17 protein-coding genes are annotated in these 20,991 nt (G+C 63.4%); all 17 read right to left on the bottom strand.

From position 1 onward, the window contains the following. Nucleotides 1-106: 106 nt before the first annotated feature. The gene (locus NKK51_RS06285) at nucleotides 107-403 is read right to left on the bottom strand and encodes an AzlD family protein (RefSeq protein ID WP_352551805.1); all 297 of its coding nucleotides are present in this window, start codon (nucleotides 401-403) and stop codon (nucleotides 107-109) included. After that, nucleotides 400-1,128 carry an AzlC family ABC transporter permease gene (locus NKK51_RS06280; RefSeq protein WP_352551803.1) on the bottom strand — a complete coding sequence of 243 codons (729 nt, stop codon included), beginning with the start codon at nucleotides 1,126-1,128 and terminating at the stop codon, nucleotides 400-402. The genes NKK51_RS06285 and NKK51_RS06280 overlap by 4 nt, the downstream gene beginning before the upstream one ends. Before the next feature lie 165 nt (nucleotides 1,129-1,293). Beyond that, nucleotides 1,294-1,986, bottom strand: a complete 693-nt coding sequence (locus tag NKK51_RS06275) for a DUF2461 domain-containing protein (protein WP_128303501.1) — start codon at nucleotides 1,984-1,986, stop codon at nucleotides 1,294-1,296. Further along, nucleotides 1,983-4,187 (bottom strand): NAD-dependent DNA ligase LigA, encoded by a 2,205-nt coding sequence (gene ligA / locus NKK51_RS06270; RefSeq protein WP_352551800.1) that lies wholly within the window; start codon nucleotides 4,185-4,187, stop codon nucleotides 1,983-1,985. The genes NKK51_RS06275 and ligA overlap by 4 nt, the downstream gene beginning before the upstream one ends. A 170-nt stretch (nucleotides 4,188-4,357) precedes the next feature. Next, on the bottom strand, nucleotides 4,358-6,031 hold the full coding sequence (recN, locus tag NKK51_RS06265) for a DNA repair protein RecN (RefSeq protein ID WP_352442242.1): 1,674 nt from the start codon (nucleotides 6,029-6,031) through the stop codon (nucleotides 4,358-4,360). A gap of 219 nt (nucleotides 6,032-6,250) precedes the next feature. After that, on the bottom strand, nucleotides 6,251-7,120 hold the full coding sequence (locus tag NKK51_RS06260; protein ID WP_023813133.1) for an outer membrane protein assembly factor BamD: 870 nt from the start codon (nucleotides 7,118-7,120) through the stop codon (nucleotides 6,251-6,253). Nucleotides 7,121-7,382: 262 nt separating this feature from the next. Further along, nucleotides 7,383-8,333 carry a UDP-3-O-acyl-N-acetylglucosamine deacetylase gene (lpxC, locus tag NKK51_RS06255; protein WP_352551798.1) on the bottom strand — a complete coding sequence of 317 codons (951 nt, stop codon included), beginning with the start codon at nucleotides 8,331-8,333 and terminating at the stop codon, nucleotides 7,383-7,385. Nucleotides 8,334-8,614: 281 nt separating this feature from the next. Continuing rightward, the gene (ftsZ, locus tag NKK51_RS06250) at nucleotides 8,615-10,297 is read right to left on the bottom strand and encodes a cell division protein FtsZ (RefSeq protein ID WP_352551797.1); all 1,683 of its coding nucleotides are present in this window, start codon (nucleotides 10,295-10,297) and stop codon (nucleotides 8,615-8,617) included. A 68-nt stretch (nucleotides 10,298-10,365) separates the two neighbouring features. Further along, nucleotides 10,366-11,673, bottom strand: coding sequence for a cell division protein FtsA (gene ftsA, locus NKK51_RS06245; protein WP_023813136.1), 1,308 nt, complete (start codon nucleotides 11,671-11,673; stop codon nucleotides 10,366-10,368). After that, entirely contained in the window at nucleotides 11,670-12,611 is a 942-nt protein-coding gene (locus tag NKK51_RS06240; protein ID WP_023813137.1) for a cell division protein FtsQ/DivIB, read from the bottom strand. The genes ftsA and NKK51_RS06240 overlap by 4 nt, the downstream gene beginning before the upstream one ends. Further along, nucleotides 12,599-13,525, bottom strand: a complete 927-nt coding sequence (locus tag NKK51_RS06235; protein WP_352551794.1) for a D-alanine--D-alanine ligase — start codon at nucleotides 13,523-13,525, stop codon at nucleotides 12,599-12,601. Before NKK51_RS06235 ends, NKK51_RS06240 begins: the two co-directional genes overlap by 13 nt. A 316-nt stretch (nucleotides 13,526-13,841) precedes the next feature. Then, nucleotides 13,842-14,807, bottom strand: coding sequence for a UDP-N-acetylmuramate dehydrogenase (gene murB / locus NKK51_RS06230; protein ID WP_352551793.1), 966 nt, complete (start codon nucleotides 14,805-14,807; stop codon nucleotides 13,842-13,844). After that, nucleotides 14,804-16,210, bottom strand: coding sequence for a UDP-N-acetylmuramate--L-alanine ligase (gene murC, locus NKK51_RS06225; RefSeq protein WP_023813140.1), 1,407 nt, complete (start codon nucleotides 16,208-16,210; stop codon nucleotides 14,804-14,806). Before murC ends, murB begins: the two co-directional genes overlap by 4 nt. After that, complete coding sequence (murG, locus tag NKK51_RS06220; protein WP_352551791.1) at nucleotides 16,207-17,334, bottom strand: undecaprenyldiphospho-muramoylpentapeptide beta-N-acetylglucosaminyltransferase; 1,128 nt, start codon at nucleotides 17,332-17,334, stop codon at nucleotides 16,207-16,209. The genes murC and murG overlap by 4 nt, the downstream gene beginning before the upstream one ends. A gap of 1 nt (nucleotide 17,335) precedes the next feature. Next, entirely contained in the window at nucleotides 17,336-18,487 is a 1,152-nt protein-coding gene (ftsW, locus tag NKK51_RS06215; protein ID WP_352551789.1) for a putative lipid II flippase FtsW, read from the bottom strand. Beyond that, the gene (gene murD / locus NKK51_RS06210; RefSeq protein ID WP_352551787.1) at nucleotides 18,487-19,887 is read right to left on the bottom strand and encodes a UDP-N-acetylmuramoyl-L-alanine--D-glutamate ligase; all 1,401 of its coding nucleotides are present in this window, start codon (nucleotides 19,885-19,887) and stop codon (nucleotides 18,487-18,489) included. Before murD ends, ftsW begins: the two co-directional genes overlap by 1 nt. An 8-nt stretch (nucleotides 19,888-19,895) precedes the next feature. Next, on the bottom strand, nucleotides 19,896-20,978 hold the full coding sequence (gene mraY, locus NKK51_RS06205) for a phospho-N-acetylmuramoyl-pentapeptide-transferase (protein ID WP_013530954.1): 1,083 nt from the start codon (nucleotides 20,976-20,978) through the stop codon (nucleotides 19,896-19,898). Between the last annotated feature and the right edge of the window lie 13 nt (nucleotides 20,979-20,991).

Genomic DNA, 20,991 nt, shown 5'->3' with positions numbered 1-20,991 from the left:
TTCTTCGCAAGAATCCATACGTGACAGCCCGGCCGTTTACGGGGAGAAGTGCCCGGCAGGGCAATAAAGGCGGCGCTAACGTCCAAACCGATTCGCTCTTAGAATTTTACCCCACGAACTGCCGCGCCAAAATCAGAACGGCCGCGCCCGCCAGAAACATCGCCATCAGCCCACCGCGCAGCGAAACCACGGCGGTGACCACCAGTGCGGCCCACTCCGCCGGCCCGGCATTCAACAGTTCCGGCGCCACCAGCGTCGTCAGCACCGCCGCCGGCACGGCATTGAGGCCGGCCTCGACGCGCGGATGGATGATGTCGAAGCGGGAGATGACCAGATGCCCACCGATGCGCGTCAGATAGGTCGCGATTGCGCCGGCGATGATGATCCAGAAGGTCGTGCTCATGGCCGTGCCTTTACGCCGCTGTGATGGGGAGGCAGGATGACCGCCAGCAGCACACCGGCAACAGCGCCAATCGAGACATGCCAAGGCGAGCCGACCGTCTTGTAGGCGATGATCGAGGCGGCGGCGCTGGCGACGACCACCGGCAGCCACAGCGGCCGCTTGCGAAAGCCCAGCACGAGACCGAGGAAATAGATCGGCAGCAGGAAATCGATGCCGAGCGCATGCGTGTCGGGGATCAGCTTGCCGAACAGCGCGCCAAGCGCGCTTTCGACGATCCAGAACAGATAGACCGGCAGGCCAAGTCCCAGATACCAGGCAAAGCCGACCGTCTGGCCCGATTGCGCCCGCGCTTCGGCTACCGCGAATTGCGGATCGGTGAGGATGAAATAACCAAGTGCCTGCTGGATGACAGGCCAGTGCGCGATGCGCCGGCCGATGCCTGCGGAATAGAGCACGTGGCGGAAATTGACGGCGAAGATCGACAGCACGACCAGCCACGGCGCCACATGCTGGCCGAACAGCTGGATGCCGACCATCTGGCTGGCGCCGCCATAGACCAGCGCGCTCATCAGGAAGGCTTCCAGGACCGAGAAGCCGTTGTCGACAGCGAGCGCGCCGAACAGCACTGCGAACGGCGCCGACGCCACCACGACCGGCATCGACAGCCGCACGCCCTGCCAGAAATTGCTTCTTTCGCTGCTCTCCGAAATTGCGTCCGTCGCCATCAACCACTCCTGATGCATGTCGCCCAAAAGTGCGTAGCAGGGATAACGACATGCACAACAACAAGGGAAGCGCGGTATGTAGGTGGCGCGCCTCGCCGTGTCACACGAATTCGCTTGAGCCAAACGATCAGCGGAAATGATCGCTGGATCGGCTGAGTTAGACGCTTATTCCTTCGGGATCTTGCCCTCGATCGCCCTGCCCCAGTCGAGCAGCGGCTTGGCGCGCAAGGTGAAATCGACGAGTTCATCGACCAGATCAGCCGTATGGATTCCGGCCGGATCGATGACATGCTGGACATAGAAATGCCGGTGGCGGATGGCGGCGACCAGATCGGGATCGCTGATTTCCTCGAAGCCGCGTGGCGTACGCTTCATACGGCCTTCGGTCTCGAGTTCAAGCCGGTTCTTCTTCAACGCCGCCACCAGGGCGCGAAACTTGTCCGGCTTCGTCGCGACGGCTTTGCGCATCGCCAGCAGCAGCGCAGGCTCCGGCTGCCACCAGGCGATGTCGGCAAAGCAGCGCTCAAGCCCGATATGCACGTAGAACACGCCCTGCTCCATCTTGGTGCCGTCGGGCGACAGGATGGCCGACAAATGCCTGTTGTAGGGCCGCTTATCCCTGGCGAAACGCACGTCGCGATTGATCCGGAACAGCGACTTCTTGCGGTCGCCGCGCAGGCCGAGACCTGCCTCCGCGAAGCGCTCGGTCAGCGTCTCGACGAGATCACTGAGTGGATCGCGCAACTCCTGTTCGAAGAGATCGCGATTCTCCAGGAACCACTCGCGGCTCTGGTGGAAATCCAGCGCCTTGAGGAACGGAATGGCTTTGGGGCCGAAGCCGCTGAACGGTCCGGTCATGCCTTGCCGATCCGCACCAGCCAGGCATCCTCGTCGATCACCTCGATGCCGAGTTCGCTGGCGAGCTTCAGCTTGGAGCCGGCACCTGGCCCGGCCACGACAAGATCGGTCTTCGCCGAAACCGAGCCCGCGACCTTGGCGCCGAGGCGCTCCGCCATCGCCTTGGCTTCGGAGCGTGTCATCTTCTCCAGCGAGCCCGTGAACACGACCGTCTTGCCGGCGACCTCGCTGTCGGCCGAGACGTTGACGATATACGGCTTCGGCTTGACTTGGCGGAGCAACGCGTCAAGCACGTCGTCATTGCGCTCATTGCCGAAGAAGTCGCGCAAAGCATCGATCACGGTATCGCCGATGCCGTTGACCGAGGGGAAAACCGTATGTGGATTCTCCGCTGCCGCTGTCTCCTTACCGACGCGGATCAGCTCCTCGATGGTCGAGAAGGTGCGGGCAAGCACGGCGGCCGTCGTTTCACCGATATGGCGGATGCCGAGCGCGAAGATGAAGCGGTCCAGCTCCGGCTCGCGGCGCGAATCGATGGCGGCGAACAGCTTGTCGAGGCCCTCATAGTTGCGATCCTCGACGCTGCGCACATTCTTGCGTGTCTTGCCCGATGCGGCCTCGCGCTGCCTTGCCTGCTCCTCACGGCGCTCGGCCAGCGCCCTGGTGACAGCCGGACGGCGGTCCCTGAGCGTGAAGATATCGGCGGCGGTCTTGATCAATCCCGCATTGAAGAACGTGTCTATGTTTTCCGCGCCGAGCCCTTCGATGTCCAGGGCACCGCGTGACACGAAGTGGCGCAATCCCTCCACCGCCTGCGCCGGGCAGATCAGTTCGCCGGTGCAGCGCCGGCGGGAATCTTCCTTGCCGGTCTTTTCGTTGATCTCGCGCGTCGCCGGCGAGCCGCAGATCGGGCAAGTGTGAGGGAACTCGTAAGGCACCGCATCAGCAGGCCGCTTGTCGATGACGACGCTGACGATCTGCGGAATGACATCGCCTGCCCGCTGGATCACGACCGTATCGCCGATGCGCACATCGATGCCATCTCGGATCGGCTCGCCGGTACTGTCCAGGCCCTTGATGTAGTCCTCATTGTGCAGCGTGACGTTCTCGACCACGACGCCGCCGACAGTGACCGGCGCCAGCCGCGCAACCGGCGCCAGCGTACCGGTACGACCGACCTGGATGTCGATCTTCTGCACGGTCGTCATCGCCTGTTCGGCCGGGAATTTGTGCGCGACCGCCCAGCGCGGTTCGCCCGTGACGAAGCCCCATCGGCGTTGCAATTCCAGCTGGTCGACCTTGTAGACGACACCGTCGATATCGTAGCCGAGCGCCGAGCGCTGCTCCTCGATCCGATGATAATGCGCGATCAACTCCTCGGCCGATTTCGCCCGCACCATCAGCGGACTGATCTTGAACCCCCACTCGGCGAATTTCTGTACCGAATCATATTGGGTCGGAGCGGGATCCGCCGAGGTGTAGCCCCAGGCATAGGCGAAGAATTTGAGGTTGCGGCTGGCGGTGACGGACGGATCCTTCTGGCGCAGCGACCCGGCCGCCGTATTGCGCGGATTGACATAGTCCTGGCCGCCGGCCGCTGCCGAGCGTTGCTTCAGCGCCTCGAATTCCGCATAGCTCATATAAACCTCGCCGCGGATCTCGATGGTTTCGGGCCAGCCCGAGCCTTTCAACTTCGCAGGGATGTCGGCGATAGTCTTCAAATTGGCGGTGATGTCTTCGCCGACGGCGCCGTTGCCACGCGTCGCGCCCTGCACGAACACACCGTTCTCGTAGCGCAGCGAAGCCGACAGCCCGTCGATCTTCGGTTCGGCGGTGAAGGCGATGTCGAGCTCCTTGTCGCGATCGAAGAACCGCCGCCCGCGTTCGATGAAATCCGTGACGTCATCGTCGGTATAGGCTTTGGCAAGGCTGAGCATCGGCACGGCGTGGCGCACCTTGGTAAAGCCTTCCGCGGGTGCTGCACCAACCCTCAGCGATGGCGAGTCCTCGCGAACCAGCGCTGGAAAGCGCTCCTCGATGGCAAGGTTGCGCCGTGCCAGCGCATCATATTCTGCATCGGTGATAACTGGCGCGTCTTCGGTATGGTAGCGCCGATCGTGCTCGGCGATCTCTTCCGCGAGGCGCTTCAGCTCAGCTTCGGCCTCGCTTTCGGTCAGGGCATCGACTGGTTTTTCGGACATGGTTTTGCACCTGGCTGCTGTTGGCCCGGGACAATAGATCAGGATTCGGATGGAAGGGAGCTGAATTCTGACAAAACCACGCCGAAACAGCAGGATGGAGCCATATGCTGACTCTGTTCGTGTGTCGAATTTCACCAGTTAGAGGCACCCCCGATCGGGAAGCAGCGCCATCAGGAAACGGCGGTATTCTCACGCAGCAACCGCTCCGCGGCGGCGCGCGCCTCGTCGGTGATGGTGGCGCCGGCCAGCATGCGTGCGATCTCTTCCTGCCGCGCCGGCCGATCCATTTCGGCAATGCCTGTGGCGACACGGTCGGTGGTGCCGGATTTGGAGATCAGGAAATGCGTCGCCGCGCGCGCCGCCACCTGTGGTGCGTGCGTCACCGACAGCACCTGGACCCGCTTCGACAGCCGCGCCAGCCGCTGGCCGATAGCGTCGGCGACAGCGCCGCCCACACCGGTGTCGATTTCGTCGAACACCAGCGTCGGCGCCGAGCCGCGATCAGCCAGCGCCACCTTCAGCGCCAGAAGGAAGCGCGAAAGCTCCCCGCCGGAGGCCACTTTCATCATCGGCCCGGGCCGCGTGCCTGGATTGGTCCGCACCCAGAATTCGATCTGATCGATCCCCTCTTCCATGCGGCTTTCGACCTCGCTCTTCATTTCCACGATAAAGGCGGCGCGTTCGAGCTTCAGAGCCGGCAATTCCGCCATCACCGCCTTGGTCAGGCCGACCGCCGCCGCATGGCGAAGCGAGGACAGCTGCGCGGCGGCAATGTCATAGGTCTCGCGCGCGGCGGTGGCCTGCTTTTCCAACCCGTGCAGGCGCTCCTCGCCGGCATCGAGATCGGCGAGATCGGCCGACATCGTGTCGCGCAGCTGCGCCAAATCGTCGACGGCGACGCTGTGTTTGCGCGAGGCCGCGCGCAGCGAAAACAGCCGCTCCTCCGCTTTCTCCAGCCGCTGCGGATCATATTCGGTGGCGCGCAATGCTGCCTCGACGCCCGATTGCGCTGCGTCGAGCGACAGCATCGCCTCATCGAGCGATTTGACGACATCGTCGAGCAGGCCGGGCGCCTCCGTCACCTTGCGCTGCAGCCGCCGCAGCAGGCTGGCCAGTTGCGGCAAGGGCGAGGACGGGCCGGATAGCACATCCTGCGCATCATGGATTTCGGAAGCGATCTTCTCCGCTCGCATCATCGACGCCCGCAGTTCGGCGAGATCAGTCTCCTCGCCCGGCTGCGGATCGAGCTTGGTCAGTTCCGCCACCGCAGCGCGCAAATAATCAGCCTCGCGCGCCGCCGCCGCCACCTTGGCGCGGTGTCGCGACAGCTCCTGCTCGCAGGCGCGCCAGTGCCGCCATGCCTCGCCGGTCGAGCGGACGGCGCCGAGATGGCCACCGAAAGCGTCGAGCACCTCGCGGTGCGCTCCGGGATCGACCAGCGCGCGCTCGTCATGCTGGCCGTGGATCTCGACCAGCGCGCGCCCGACATCGCGCATCAGGGTGACGCTTGAAGGCTGATCGTTGACGAAGACGCGGGTGCGGCCGTCCGCCGTCTGCAGGCGGCGCAGGATGATGTCGCCGTCATCCTCGATCGCATTGTCGGCAAGCAGCGTACGCGCCGGATGGTTACGCGGCACGTCGAAGACGGCGATGACCTGCCCCTGCGCCGCGCCATGGCGCACCAGCGAAGCATCGCCGCGCGCTCCGAGCGCCAGCGACAAGGCATCGAGCAGGATGGATTTTCCGGCACCGGTTTCGCCGGTCAGCACCGAAAGACCCGGCTGGAAGTCGATATCCAGCTTCTCGATCAGGACGATATCGCGGATCGACAGTCTGGAAAGCATCAGAACCCAAATCTAGAACGGCACGCGACGGTTTGGAGTCGCAGCGCCGCACTATCTTTTTGTTTGAGCACCGGATCAATCCGAAAAAGCGCACGCTTCGATCCGAGTGCTCCAGGCAGGTTCCACAAAAGTGTCGTGCGGTTTTGCGGCTAGAACCCGCGACAAGCAACAAAACCAGGCAGACGGCGCGTTGGTGAAGCCTGCAACGTCTGCTTGGGATCAGGCGCCGGTGATCATCTTTCCGGCCTTGGATATCCACGACCCGGCATTTTCGCGCGGTGCAAGCCCATTGCTCTGCAAGAGCTTGTATGAATCCTTGTACCATGAACTGTCAGGGTAATTGGTGCCGAGCACGGCGGCGGCGGTCTGCGCCTCCGAAGTCAGGCCCATCGCGTAATAGCTTTCGGTCAGGCGGGCGAGCGCCTCCTCGACATGGCGGGTGTTGGAATAGTTCTCGACCACGGTGCGGAAGCGCTTCACGGCAGCGATGTATTCACGCCGCTCAAGATAGTAGCGGCCGATCTGCATTTCCTTGCCGGCCAACTGGTCGTTGGCGAAGCGGATCTTTTCCTTGGCGTCGTCGACATATTCCGATGTCGGCCAGCGCGTGACCAGATCCTGCATCGTCTGGACGGTCTGACGCGCTTCCTTCTGGTCCTGCGTCACGTCCTTGATCTGACGGTAGTAGCTCAAGCCGATGATGTACTGCGCATAGGCGGCGTCATCGGTCGACGGGTAAAGCGTGAGATAGCGCTTGGCCGAGCCGATCGCCTCATCGTAATTGCCCTGGCGATAGTCGGCGAAAGCGCCCATCACCATCGATTTGCGGGCCCATTCTGAATAGGGATGCTGGCGGTCGACGGCGTCGAACTTCTTGCTCGCCTCCTGCAGGCGCCCGGCATTGAGATTGGCAAGGCCCTGATTGTAGAGAACATCGGCCGGCTCGGTCTGGTCGACATAGGTCGACAGGTCGATATCTTTCTCCGACGACATGCAGGCCGACAGAAAGAGCGATGGAACAACTACTGAAAGCGCCAGGAAAACAGCCCTCTGCGGTGCTTTCAATTGACCAACTCGCTTGAAGAACATGATTGGATCTCGCCCTTTCGGCGCCATTTCAATGCCAGTTGCATGCCATTGTTTCAAAACTGGTCCCCACTTTTGAACGACATGCATTAATCGACGGCAGCAGCCATAAACCATAACCGCCTTGCCCGACAACGCTATCTCCGGCCAATCGCACATTTTTGTGGCGGCCGGACGCAGCTTGGACGTCAATGCAATTTCACTGGCGAGTGGTGCATTCCTGCCACATGCGCTATCGCCCATGGAACCCGAAAAACCCGGGAAATCAGATCATCCAGGGCGCGTAGAGTGGCGCATTGACGGCGTTCATCTCGGCGCTGCGGCCACGCTCGCGGCGTGTCGTCTCGACGATTTCGAATGCCGTGCGGTCCGAGAGCAGACGGCGCAGGGCCGCGGCATTCATCCTGTGGCCGCCGCGATAGGAGCGGAAGCAGCCGATGAAGCGGGCGCCGGCCAGCGCCAGGTCGCCCATGGCGTCCAGCGTTTTATGGCGCACGAATTCGTTGGGATAGCGCAGGCCGCCCATATTGATGACGCGGTTGTCGTCGCCGATGACCAGCGAGTTCTCCAGCGAGGAGCCGAGCGCATAGCCTGCAGCCCACAGCCGCTCGACATCCTTCATGAAGCCGAAGGTGCGGGCGCGCGCGATGTCGCGACGGAAAATATCGGCATTGAGGTCGGAGGCAAACAGCTGACGGCCGATCGCCGGACTTTCGAAGTCGATCTCGATCTCGAAACGGGTCCCGTCATAGGGGCGAAACTCCGCCCACGAGGCGCCGTTCTCGATACGGACCGGCTTGATGACCCTGATATAGCGCCGCTTGACCGAGAGCGTCTCGATACCCGCCCGGTCGATGGCTTCGACGAACGCCATGGCGCTGCCATCGAAGATAGGAACCTCGGAACCATCGATCTCGACAGCGACATTATCGATGCCGAGCCCAAACAGCGCCGCCATGATGTGCTCGACCGTGGCGATATGCTCGCCGGCAGGATCACCAAGCATGGTGCACAGGTCGGTAGCGCCGACTTCCGAAACCAGGGCACGAAACTCGCGGCCCTGCTCCGCACCGTTGAAAAGCTGGAAAACGATGCCGGTGTCGGCATCCACGGGCACGAAGCTGATGGACACTTCCTTGCCGCTGTGGACGCCGGTGCCGGTAAGCGACGCGCGCGTCTTCAATGTCGTCTGATAGTCGTGCAAGACAATCCCCATAAGCCCGTAATGCCTAGGTCCGCTTCTCCAGCCCGAGGGCGCGGCTCTTGTGTGAATCGGCTGGCAGGGTGACTTCCCCCGAAATCCCGGCAAACCGATGATGGTAGGCAGCGAAGATAATGTCCCGTCAGGGAGACTCCAAATCACGGTTTCTTACTCTGTGTAACCGCGAAATGGAATGAACACGAATTGTTAAGTCGTTGAAATCCCATCATTTAAAACGTTAACAGGCAAGCGATTCCTCGCTTGCCTGTTAACAAATGTTACAGTCCGTTTACCAATCAGTTGGCCTGGCGGCGCAGGAACGCCGGAATCTCCAGCTGATCGTCTTCCTGAGTCGTCCTCACCTGCGGCGTCAGACGGCCCTGATCATCGAGCTGGCCACGGCGCGGCGCATACAGCTGCGCATCCTGACTGGCAAGACGGCGTACTTCGGGCGCTGCCTGGCGTAGCTTGGGCTCGCGCGGCTGCGCCGGCTGCAGTCGTGCGGGTTCTTCCTCGCGGCGGGTCAGACCATTGGTCAGGCGCTTCAGCAGGCCCATCGGTCCGCTGTTGTTCTCGTGATCGACCGGGCGGCTCTTGGCATCCACCTCGGCCTTGACGACCGGCGGAAAGTCCTCGACGCGCGGCATACGCTGCGGCGCCATGGCAACCGGCTGCGGCGCTTCGCGCTGCAGCATCTCGCGCGGCTGCGGGGCCGGCTGCATCTGCTGGACCACCGGCTGCGGCATCGGCTGGGCGGGCGGTGCCTGGAAGATCTTGCTCTGCGGGCGGAAATCTTCAGCGTGGGCGACCGGGGCCGGGCGCGCCTGCGCCATGGCCGCGGCATTAGCTTCGGCCAGATGGATGGCTTCCGCGACCGGGTCGACAGCGCGTGGCTCGTATGCCGCCTGCTGGACAGGCGCCGGACGAACCTCCGCGATCTGAGCCGCCGGGCGGTTGGCCGGCTTCGGAGGCGCCGTGCGGATCGAGATCGGCGCGGCGGCGATTTCAGCCGCCGACTTGTCGATGCCGGTGGCAACTACCGAGACGCGAATGACGCCTTCGAGTTCCTCGTCGAAGGTGGCGCCCAGGATGATGTTGGCGTCCTGGTCGACTTCCTCGCGGATACGGGTCGCGGCTTCGTCGACTTCGAACAGCGTCAGGTCGCGGCCGCCGGTGATCGAGATCAGCAGGCCCTTGGCCCCCTTCATCGAGGTCTCGTCGAGCAGCGGGTTGGCGATCGCCGCTTCGGCGGCGGCCATCGCGCGGCCCTCGCCGGAAGCCTCGCCGGTGCCCATCATCGCTTTGCCCATCTCGCGCATGACGGAACGGACGTCGGCGAAGTCGAGATTGATCAGGCCTTCCTTGACCATCAGGTCGGTGATGCAGGCGACACCGGAATAGAGCACCTGGTCGGCCATGGCGAAGGCATCGGCGAAGGTGGTCTTGTCATTGGCCAGCCGGAACAGGTTCTGGTTGGGGATGACGATCAGCGTATCGACGCATTTCTGCAATTCCTCGATGCCGAAATCCGCGGTCTTCATGCGGCGCTGGCCTTCGAAGTGGAACGGCTTGGTGACGACGCCGACGGTGAGGATGCCCTTTTCGCGCGCCGCGCGGGCAACGACGGGAGCAGCACCGGTGCCGGTGCCGCCGCCCATGCCGGCGGTGACGAAGCACATATGGGTGTTGGTCAGGTGATCGAGAATCTCGTCGATGCACTCTTCCGCCGCCGCACGGCCGACTTCCGGCTGCGAGCCGGCGCCGAGGCCCTCGGTGACATGCGCGCCGAGCTGGATCAGGCGGCCGGCCTTCGACATGGTCAGCGCCTGCGCGTCGGTGTTGGCCACCACGAACTCGACACCGCGCAGACCGGCGGTGATCATGTTGTTGACGGCATTGCCGCCGCCGCCGCCGACACCGAACACGGTGATGCGCGGCTTAAGCTCGGTGATGTCCGGCTTCTGCAGATTGATGGTCATTGTCTCCGTCCTTTGCCTTTCACGCCGCTTCGCCGCCGCGGCCGCCTATGGGGCTGTCCCCGTCAATTTTAGAAACTGTCTCTCAACCACTGACTCATGCGATGCAGTTTTCCGCCCGTTCCGGTCATTTTGAGACCGGAAATTCCTTTCGCAGGATGGCTCTCGAAGCTCGCCATCTGCGGATAGATCAGAAGCCCCACCGCGGCCGAGAAGGCCGGCCCCTTCGCCGCTTCCGGCAGGCCGGCCACGCCGAGCGGTCGGCCGATGCGCACATTGCGTCCCAGGATGCGGCGCGCCGCCTCCGGCAGGCCGGCAAGCTGGCTGGCACCGCCGGTAAGAACCACACGCTTGCCCACCGCATTGCCGTAGCCGGACCTGTTGAGCCGGTCGCGCAGCAGTTCGAGCGTCTCGTCGATACGGGCACGCACGATGCGCGTCATCACCGAGCGCGGGATCTGCAAGGGCACGTCGCCATCGTCGCCGATCGGCTGGATCGAGACCAGGTCGCGGTCGTCTGCGCTGCCCGGCAGCGCCGAGCCATGCATCACCTTCAGCCGTTCCGCGGCATCGAGCGAGGTCGACAGCCCCTTGGCCATGTCCAGCGTGACGTGGTTGCCGCCGATGGCGATGGCGTCGCCATGGACGAACTTGCCTTCCGAAAACACCGAAATCGTTGTCGTGCCGCCGCCCATGTCGATGCAGGCCGCACCCATTTCCAGCTCGTCGTCGACCAGGGCCGCCAAACCGCTGGCATAGGGCGTCGCCACCATGCGCTCGACCGACAGATGCGAGCGGTTGATAGAAAGCTCCAGATTGCGCATCGGCGCGGCGTCGCCGGTCAGCACATGCATGTCGACGCCGAGTGCGTCACCGACCATGCCGCGCGGATCGCGCACGCCGCGTTCGGCATCCAGCGAGAAGCCGACGGGAAGCGAATGGATCACCTCGCGCTCGGCCTTCAGCGCCTGCTTGGCGCCAGCACCGAGAACGCGCTTGATGTCGGCCTCGTCGGCCTCATGGCCGCCAAGATTGATGGTGGCGGAGAAGGCTTCGCTCTTGAGCCGGCCGGCCGTCATGTTGACGATCAGAGAATCGACCGTCAGCCCGGCCATGCGCTCGGCCGCGTCGACGGAAAGGCGGATGGCGTGCTCGGCGCGGTCGAGATCGACGATGACACCCGACTTCACGCCTTGCGACTTCTGGTGACCGATGCCGATCACCTGGATCCGGTGCGAGCGGCCGCGCAGCAGCTTGCCGTCATCGCACGGCTTCAGCTTGGCCACCATGCAGCAGACCTTGCTCGAACCGACATCCAGCACCGTCAGGGTGCCGGACCGGCGCGACGCGGCATCGCCAGGACCGCCAAGCCAGTTCATATCTTCGTCTCCGGCTTGCGCTTCAGGCTCTTGGGTTTCTCGTTGAGGGCGGCTTCGCGCTGCGTCGCCGCTTCCGCCGTCAACTGCACGACCAGCCGGTCCGTCAGGCGCATGTCGACGGCGGCGATGTCACGCGACAGCAAGCCGCTGTCATGATCCATCTTCACGAGTTCGGCGAGCGCCTGATCCTCGTCGTCCTCGGGAAGCTTGACGGTGATGCCATTGTCCAGCTTCAGGTCCCAGCGCCGCTCGCCGACGCGGATATAACCTTTGATCCGGCTCGCGAGCTCGGGATATTTTTCGACCTTGGCCAGGAAATCGGGCGCGCTCGCCGGCGCGCCGGTGCCGATCAGCAGCGGCAGAAGCACCTGCTTGCCACCCGAGAACGGCGCGATCATGGCACCATTCCTCTCGATGACCGAAAGCTCGTCGCCCTGCTGCCAGAGCGCGAAAGCCTCGCGCTCCTCGACACGTACTTCCAGCGTGTGCGGGTAGACCTTGCGCACCGCCGCAACCTCGATCCACGGCAGGCCGGAGATCCGTTCGCGCGCTGCCTCGGCATTAAAGCCGATCAGCGACGTCCAGCCATCAAGTTCAAGCCTGTCGAGTATATCGATTTCCGAGGTCTGGCGATTGCCGACCACCTTGACCTGATCGACGGCAAAGCCGGTACGGGCGGTGATGCTCTGCACGATACCGTCGACATGACCACCGAGATAGGCGCCATAGGCACTGCTCGAGAAAATCAGCACGGCCGACATCATGGCCGCGGAAAAGCGCGGCGCCTGGAATTCCCCAACGCCCAGGCGCGCCAGAATGCGCACCGGGCGGCGAAGCATGCGCGGCAGTACGAAATGGTCCAACGACAATGACAGGCCGAACAGCGCCGGCCCGGCCGCGCCCCTCTCCCTACCCTGTCCCCATTTCAACGCAGACACGAAGCGTCCTCCACCATCCAACTTAACAAATCGCCAAACGAGTGCCCGGCATGGGCGGCGATTTCAGGTACCAAAGACGTCGGCGTCATACCCGGCTGGGTGTTGACCTCGAGCCAGACAATCTCGCCGTTTTCGGAATGACGATCGTCATAACGGAAGTCCGAACGGGAAACGCCTCGACAGCCGATCGCTTGGTGAGCCTTGAGCGCCAGTGTTTGTATTTTTTGGTAAATATTCGGTGAAACTTTTGCGGGGCATTCGTGCTTTGATCCCCCGGCGACATATTTTGAATCATAGTCGTAGAAGGAATGGCCGGTCGGGATGATCTCGCAGACCCCCAGCGCCACATCGCCCATCACCGCGCAGGTCAGCTCCCTGCCGTGGATGTAGCGCTCGACCATGACGGTATCGCCATATTTCCACTCCGACGAGCCAAGAACCTGCGGCGGATGCGACTGGCCTTCATGCACGATGACGACACCGAAGCTCGAACCCTCATTGACCGGCTTGACCACATAAGGCGGCTTCATTGGATGCTTGTTCTGGATGGCGAAGCGGCTGGCGACCTTCGATTCGGCGACCACGATGCCGACCGACTTGGCAACCCGCTTGGCCTGCTCCTTGTTCATGGCCAAGGCCGAGGCGAGCACGCCGGAATGGGTGTAGGGAATGCCGAGATACTCAAGGATGCCCTGAATGGTGCCGTCTTCGCCAAAAGGGCCATGCAGCGCATTGAAGGCGACATCGGGCTTGAGCCCAGCAAGCACGGAGCCGACATCGCGCCCGACATCGACACGGGTGACCTGGTAGCCTTCCTTCTCGAGTTCATCGGCACAAGCCTTTCCCGACGAAAGAGACACGGGCCGCTCGGACGAAAAACCACCCAGCAGGACGGCCACATGCTTGTTTTTCATTCCCCGGCATCCCCTCTCTCACGGCGGACCAAAACCAGATTTTCCGCAACATTGAGTCAGAGTCTCCCGGCAGGTTGCCCCCCCCCAGACGGAAAACGCTGAAAACGCGTCGAACGACTCAAATCAGGAAACGCTTTCGAGCAGAGAATCAGAGAGTTGATTCACTGGCAAGTGCTTACGATTCCGAGAGATTCACTTTCTGAGAAAATGGATGCGAAAAGCGTGTCGTTGAGTCTTTGCGGCAACGGTCGCGGACCGTTTCGGCCTCGTTGAAGTTCATGCATCACATGAACTTCAACGCGCGCAAAGGTGCACCTTAAAGGAGCTGCCCGAGAAACTCCTGCACGGCATGCCCCGGCCGGAAATTGCCGATTCGCTTGATTTCCCATTGCAGCCGGATACCGGAATTCTCCAGCACCCGCGTGCGCACCGTCTCGCCGAGATATTCCAGGTCGTAGCCGGTCGCGGTTCCCGTGTTGATCATGAAATTGCAATGCATCGGCGACATCTGGGCGCCGCCGATCATCAGGCCGCGGCAGCCCGCTCTGTCGATCTCCTTCCAGGCCGACGTGCCTTCCGGATTCTTGAAGGTCGAGCCACCGGTCTTCTCGCGGATCGGCTGCACGGTCTCGCGATGGTTCTGCACGGCCTCCATCGCCGCCTTGATCGCCGTTTTGTCCTCGGCAAAGCCTTCGAACACGGCCGAGGTGAAGATCAGCCCTGAGGGCGCCGCCGAATGGCGATAGGCGTATCCCATATCGGCATTGCTCAGCGTCTGCACATTGCCCTTGCGGTCGAGCGCCCGCACTTCGACGACGCGCTCGCGCGTCTCGACACCATTGGCGCCGGCATTCATCCGCAGCGCACCGCCGATTGCACCCGGAATGCCGTGGTAGAAATGAAAGCCGCCAATGCCGGCCTCGAGCGCCACCGCTGCGACGCGCTTGTCGGGGGTCGCAGCTCCCGCCTTGATCCTGATCGGCGAAATCACCTCGGCCTCGCCGAAGCCCTTGGCCGAAAGGCGGATGACAAAGCCCTCGATGCCGCCGTCGCGGACCAAAAGGTTCGAGCCGACGCCAACGACGGTAAGAGGTATTTCTTCAGGAACGGCTTTGAGGAACACCGCAAGATCCTCCTCATCAGCCGGCTGAAACAACGCTTCAGCCAGGCCCCCGGCACGGAACCAGGTGATCTTGTCCATCTCGGCGTTCGGCGTGAGGCGGCCGCGCAGGCCGGCAAGCCGGTCGCCAAGTCTGTCGATCAGGGCCTGGCCGTGCATCATGAGACGGTCCCGCCAAGCTCCTTGGGCAACGCATAGGCCCATTGGGTGATGTTGCCGGCGCCCAGGAAGACGACGAAGTCACCCGGCTTGGCCAGATCACGGATGACGGGCGCGATCGCCGCCGGACCCTCGATGTAGCGCGCGTCGCGATGGCCGCCGGCGCGGATGCGCGACACCAGCGCGTCCGAGCTGACGCCGTCGATCGGCTCTTCGCCGGCCGCGTAGACCGGCGCCACCATCACTGTGTCGGCGTCGTTGAAGCAGGTGGAAAACTCGTTGAACAGATCATGCAGCCGGGTGAAGCGATGCGGCTGGGCAATGGCGATGACGCGACCCTGGGTGGCGCTGCGCGCCGCCTTCAGCACCGCCGAGATCTCGACCGGATGGTGGCCGTAATCGTCGAATATTTCGACGCCGTCCCACGAACCGGTATGGGTGAAGCGGCGCTTGACGCCGGCGAAGGACGACAGGCCCTTCTTGATCGCCTCGGCCGACAGGCCGAGCTCATGCGCGACCGCGATCGCTGCCGTCGCGTTGGAGACGTTGTGGCGGCCGGGCATCGGCAGGCGCAGGCCTGCTATGACAGTCTGGCCGCCTGTCTTGCGGTCGCGGATCACCACGTCGAATTCCGAAATGGCACCTGCCATGCGGTGATTGGTAAAGCGCACGTCGGCCTGCGCATTCTCGCCATAGGTGATGACCCGGCGGTCCTCGATGCGGCTGACCAGCGCCTGCACCTCGGGATGGTCGGTGCACATCACGCCAAAACCGTAGAACGGCACGTTCTCGACAAACTGGCGGAACGCCTCCCGCACCTTGTCGAAGCTGCCATAGTGATCGAGATGCTCGGGATCGATGTTGGTGACGACCGCGATCTCGGCCGGCAGTTTCAGGAAAGTGCCGTCGCTTTCGTCGGCCTCGACCACCATCCATTCGCCGTCGCCCATGCGCGCGTTGGTGCCGTAGGCATTGATGATGCCGCCATTGATGACGGTCGGATCGAGCCCACCGGCATCGAGCAAGGTCGCCACCATCGAGGTCGTGGTCGTCTTGCCATGCGTGCCGCCGATCGCCACCGCCTGGCGAAAGCGCATCAGCTCGGCCAGCATTTCGGCCCGGCGCACGATCGGCAGCAGCTTTTCGCGCGCGGCCTTGAGCTCAGGGTTGGATTTCTTGATCGCCGTCGAGACGACGACAACCTCGGCATCGCCGAGATTCTCGGCCCTATGGCCGACGAAGCATTCGATGCCCTTGTCGCGCAGCCGCTGCACATTGGCGCTTTCGGCCTGATCGGACCCTTGCACCTTGTAGCCGAGATTGTGCAGCACTTCGGCAATGCCGCTCATGCCGATGCCGCCAATGCCGATGAAATGCACAAGGCCGATGGTCTGCGGCATCTTCATGCTTGCGTCCCCTTCCTGAAATCCGAAATGGTTTTTTTGGACGCAATAGCCTCTGTAAGATCAGCGAGCAACCGTGCCGCGTTCGGCCGGCCGGCCGATTTCGCGCCCGCCGCCATCGCCACAAGCCGCTCAGGCTGGTCGATCAGCCCGCCGAGGAGCACTGCGATGCGTTCGGGCGAGAGCGAGGATTGCGGGTGCACTTCGCCGCCGCCGGCAGCGGCAAGGGCCGCCGCGTTCGCCGCCTGGTCGTGGTCGAGCGCGTAGGGGTAAGGCACCAGCAGCGCCGGCCGGCCGATGACGGCGATCTCCGAAACGGTCGAGGCGCCGGAGCGCGAGATCACCAGGTGCGCAGCCGCCATGCGCTGCGCCATGTCGGTGAAGAAGGGTGAGACCTCGGCAGCAACGCCCAGTGCCGCATAGGCCGCCTTGACCCGCGCCACATCATCGGCGCGAGCTTGTTGGGTAATGACCAGCCGCTTGCGCTGAGCATCGGAAAGCAGCGCGATCGCCCCCGGCACGGCATCGGAAAAGAACTGAGCGCCCTGGCTGCCGCCGAACACCAGCAGGCGGAACGGCTGTTCCCCGGTCGATGCCGCATAATTCGTCCTGGCAGCTTCCAGCACGGCCGGCCTGACCGGATTGCCTGTCGTCACCGTCTTGACCCCGGCAGCACTGGTGTCCTGCGGCAGGAAGCCGCCGGCGATGGCATCGACACGGCCGGCCAGCGCCCGGTTGGCGCGCCCCATCACCGCGTTCTGCTCATGGATCAGGGTCGGCACCTTGCGCCGTGTCGCCGCGTAGAGCGGCGGCAAGGTCGGATAGCCGCCAAAGCCGACGACCGCATCCGGCTTGATCCTGGCGATGACGGCGGAAGCCTGGCGCACGCCGCCCCAGATTTTCCAGAAGGCACCAAGCAGGGCAAAGGGGTTTTTCGAGCCCATCGTCGCCGACTGGATCGGATGGACGGCTGCGGCCGGGAAATGGCCGGCGAAACGCTCTGCACGGTCGTCGGTCGCCAGATGCACTGACCAGCCGCGCTCGTTCAGCTCATGCGCCAGCGCTTCGGCCGGGAAAAGATGCCCACCGGTGCCGCCTGCCGCGAGAAGGATGACGCCTCTGGCCATATCACTCCGCCGGCAGGGCGCGTTGCGACAGGCCAAAGCCCATCTGCTTGCGCTTTTCCGGCCGCTTGCGTGTCAGCGCCAGCACCATGCCCATCGAGATGGCGATGGCGATCTGCGAGGAGCCGCCATAGGAGATGAACGGCAGCGTCATACCTTTGGCCGGCACAAGCTGGAGATTGACGCACATGTTGATGACCGCTTGCAGGCCAAACACGGTGACGAGGCCGCCGACCGCATAGCGGGTGAAATCGTCATGCTCCTTCAGCGCCGTGTTGAGGCCGCGCAGCACGATGAAGGCGAAGATCGACATGATGAAGAAGCACATGATCAGCCCGAACTCTTCGCCCGCGACCGAGAAGACGAAGTCGGCATGGCTATCGGGAATGACGCGCTTGACTGTGCCCTCGCCCGGCCCGACACCGAACCAGCCGCCATTGATCAGCGCTTCGCGCCCCATGTCGACCTGGAACGTGTCGCCCTCGCCGGTGAGGAACTTGTCGATGCGCAAGGCAACGTGCGGGAACACCGTATAGGCGGCAAAGACGCCACCGACGCCGGCCGCGCCGAGCGCGACGATCCACAGCCAGGGCAGCCCGGCCATGAAGAACATGATGCCCCAGGTGCCGGTCGTCAGCATGGTCTGGCCGAGGTCCGGTTGCGCCACCAGCAGCGATACGACCAGCACCAGCAGCAGCATGGCAAACAGATTGCCCGGAATGTCAGGCTGGCGCTTGTGCTCGGCGAACAGCCAGGCGCACATGATGACGAAGACCGGCTTCAGGAATTCCGACGGCTGGATCGACAGGCCTGCAAGCGACACCCAGCGGCGCGCACCCTTCACCTCGACGCCGATGTAGAGCACCGCCACCATCAGCACCAGCATCAGGCACAGGATGACCAGCGCCATGCGCCGGATCTGCCTGGAATCGAGGAAGGAAACGGCCAGCATCACGCCGAGCGCCGGCACGGTGAAGATGATCTGCCTGGTGGCAAAGTGGAAACTGTCGAGGCCGATGCGTTCGGCCACCGCCGGGCTGGCAGCGAAGGACAAGACGATGCCAAGCCCCATCAGCGACAGGAACGCCGCCAGGAACCAGCGATCGATCGTCCACCACCAGGTCGCAACCGGACTTTTGTCGAGACGGCTCTGCATTATCGTGCCCCTCCGATGGGTTTCACACCCTCGATAGCATTCGCAGCTTGCCTGAAGGCTTCGCCGCGGACTTCGAAATTCTTGAACTGGTCGAAGCTGGCGCAGGCCGGCGACAGCAGCACCACCGCCTCGCCACTGTCGTCCTTGGCCGCATCATGCGCGGCGTGCTCGACCGCCGCGGCCAGCGTGCCTGAAATCTCGTAGGGAACTGCCTCGCCCAGCGTCGCCGAAAAAACCGGCGCCGCCTCGCCGATAAGATAGGCCTTGGCAATGCGCGGGAAGAAGCCGCGCAAGGGCTCGATGCCGCCTTCCTTGGGCAGGCCGCCTGCGATCCAGTAGATGCGCGGGAAGCTGGACAGCGCCGGCGCCGCAGCATCGGCATTGGTCGCCTTGGAATCGTTGATGAACAGCACATGATCCTTGCGGCCGACCTGCTCCATGCGGTGCGCGAGGCCGGGAAAGCTTTCCAGCCCCGACTGGATCTCGCCAAGCTCCAGCCCGACCTTGAGGCAAGCGGCGACCGCCGCCAGAGCGTTTTGGGCATTGTGCTGGCCGCGCAGCGAACCGATGCCTTCGAGGAAGGCGACACGGCTGTAACGGCCGTGCACCGCTTCCATCAAATTGCTGCCGTCGGCGAAATAGCCATCGGTCAGCGGCAGGCGTTTGGAAATGCGGATGACATGCCGCCCCGCCCGCTCCAGCCGCTCGGCGATCTGCGCGCACCAGGAATCGTCGATGCCGACGATCGCCGTCTCGCTGCCGGCCACCAGCCGTTCCTTGATCGCGGCGTAGTGCTGCATGGTGCCGTGGCGGTCGAGATGGTCGGGCGTCAGGTTGAGCAGGATGCCGGCCGTCGGGTTGATCGAGGGCGCGAGATCGATCTGGTAGGACGAGCATTCGACGACATAGTGCCGATCGGGCTCGGGCGGATCGAGCGTCATCACCGCGCGGCCGATATTGCCGCCCATCTGGGTGTCGCGTCCCGCGGCTTTCAGGATGTGCGCGGTCAGCGCGGTCGTCGTCGACTTGCCGTTGGTGCCGGTGATCGCGATGAAAGGCGCCGTCGGCGCGCTCAGCATCCGCTCGCGGCAGAAAAGCTCGATGTCGCCGATGGTCTCGACGCCTGAGCCGCGCGCCAGCTCCACCGTCCAATGCGGCTTGGGATGCGTCAGCGGCACACCCGGCGACAGCACGAAGGCCGAGAATTTCGCCCAGTCGGCGCCGCGGAGGTCGGCGGTTGCGATGCCGGCAGCCGTGGCCTTGGCCACGCTTTCGGGATTGTCGTCCCAGGCCAGCACGTCCGCGCCGCCCTCGATCAGTGCGCGCGCCGTCGCGATCCCCGAGCCACCGAGCCCGAAGAGCGAAACGCGCTTGCCTGAAAAGGATGCGGCGGGGATCAAGGGGCTTCCTATCTCAGCTTGAGGGTCGACAGGCCGACCAGCGCCAGGATGACGGCGATGATCCAGAAGCGGATCACCACCTGGCTTTCGGTCCAGCCGAGCTTTTCGAAATGATGGTGGATCGGCGCCATCAGGAACACCCGCTTGCCGGTCATCTTGAAGTAGCCGACCTGGATGATGACCGACAGGATTTCCACGACGAACAATCCGCCGACGATGACCAGAACGATCTCGTGCTTGGTGGCGACCGCAACGGTGCCGATCAGGCCGCCCATGGCCAGCGAGCCGGTGTCGCCCATGAAGATCGCCGCAGGCGGCGCATTGAACCAGAGGAAGCCCAGACCAGCGCCGATGACTGCGCCGAGCACGACCGCCAGTTCACCGGTGCCGGGCACGAAATGGATCTGCAGATATTCGGCGAACACGGCGTTGCCGGAGAGATAGGCGATGACACCGAAGGAGGCCGCCGCGATCATGATCGGCACGATCGCCAGTCCGTCCAGACCGTCGGTGAGGTTCACAGCATTGCCGGCGCCGACGATGACGAAGCAGGAGAACGGAATGAAGAACCAGCCGAGATTGACGATGAATTCCTTGGCGAAGGGAAATGTCAGCGACGAAGAGAACGGCGCCTGGCCATTGTGCATGATCACCCAGGCGGCGATGCCGGCAATGACAAATTCAAGCGCAAGGCGTGCCTTGCCGGAAAAGCCGAGATGCGACTGCTTGGTTACCTTGAGATAGTCGTCGTAGAAGCCGATCGAGCCGAAGCCCAGCGTCACCAGCAGCACCACCCAGACATAGATGCTCGACAGGTTCGCCCACAAAAGCGACGAGCCGATGATGCCCGACAGGATCATCAGTCCGCCCATGGTCGGCGTGCCGGCCTTCTTGAAATGCGTCTGAGGTCCGTCGGCGCGGATCGGCTGGCCCTTGCCTTGCCGCAGCCGCAGCGAATTGATGATGGTCGGTCCGAAGATGAAGACGATCAGCGCCGACGTGATCAACGCCCCGCCGGTGCGGAAGGTGATGTAGCGGAAGACATTGAAGACCGAGACCTTGTCCGCAAAATCGACGAGCAGTGTAAACATGCGTTTTCGTCCC

Source organism: Mesorhizobium sp. M0011 (assembly GCF_040324155.1).
Lineage (GTDB): Bacteria > Pseudomonadota > Alphaproteobacteria > Rhizobiales > Rhizobiaceae > Mesorhizobium.
The sequence above is the reverse complement of the archived record's forward strand: the minus strand, read 5'-3'. Positions and strand labels throughout refer to the sequence as shown.

Excerpts from the sequence above, each read along its gene's own strand:
- NKK51_RS06285 (WP_352551805.1), bottom strand. The coding sequence starts at position 403 with ATGAGCACGACCTTCTGGATCATCATCGCCGGCGCAATCGCGACCTAT.
- NKK51_RS06280 (WP_352551803.1), bottom strand. The coding sequence starts at position 1,128 with ATGGCGACGGACGCAATTTCGGAGAGCAGCGAAAGAAGCAATTTCTGG.
- NKK51_RS06275 (WP_128303501.1), bottom strand. The coding sequence starts at position 1,986 with ATGACCGGACCGTTCAGCGGCTTCGGCCCCAAAGCCATTCCGTTCCTC.
- ligA (WP_352551800.1), bottom strand. The coding sequence starts at position 4,187 with ATGTCCGAAAAACCAGTCGATGCCCTGACCGAAAGCGAGGCCGAAGCT.
- recN (WP_352442242.1), bottom strand. The coding sequence starts at position 6,031 with ATGCTTTCCAGACTGTCGATCCGCGATATCGTCCTGATCGAGAAGCTG.
- NKK51_RS06260 (WP_023813133.1), bottom strand. The coding sequence starts at position 7,120 with ATGTTCTTCAAGCGAGTTGGTCAATTGAAAGCACCGCAGAGGGCTGTT.
- lpxC (WP_352551798.1), bottom strand. The coding sequence starts at position 8,333 with ATGGGGATTGTCTTGCACGACTATCAGACGACATTGAAGACGCGCGCG.
- ftsZ (WP_352551797.1), bottom strand. The coding sequence starts at position 10,297 with ATGACCATCAATCTGCAGAAGCCGGACATCACCGAGCTTAAGCCGCGC.
- ftsA (WP_023813136.1), bottom strand. The coding sequence starts at position 11,673 with ATGAACTGGCTTGGCGGTCCTGGCGATGCCGCGTCGCGCCGGTCCGGC.
- NKK51_RS06235 (WP_352551794.1), bottom strand. The coding sequence starts at position 13,525 with ATGAAAAACAAGCATGTGGCCGTCCTGCTGGGTGGTTTTTCGTCCGAG.
- murB (WP_352551793.1), bottom strand. The coding sequence starts at position 14,807 with ATGATGCACGGCCAGGCCCTGATCGACAGACTTGGCGACCGGCTTGCC.
- murC (WP_023813140.1), bottom strand. The coding sequence starts at position 16,210 with ATGAAGATGCCGCAGACCATCGGCCTTGTGCATTTCATCGGCATTGGC.
- murG (WP_352551791.1), bottom strand. The coding sequence starts at position 17,334 with ATGGCCAGAGGCGTCATCCTTCTCGCGGCAGGCGGCACCGGTGGGCAT.
- ftsW (WP_352551789.1), bottom strand. The coding sequence starts at position 18,487 with ATGCAGAGCCGTCTCGACAAAAGTCCGGTTGCGACCTGGTGGTGGACG.
- mraY (WP_013530954.1), bottom strand. The coding sequence starts at position 20,978 with ATGTTTACACTGCTCGTCGATTTTGCGGACAAGGTCTCGGTCTTCAAT.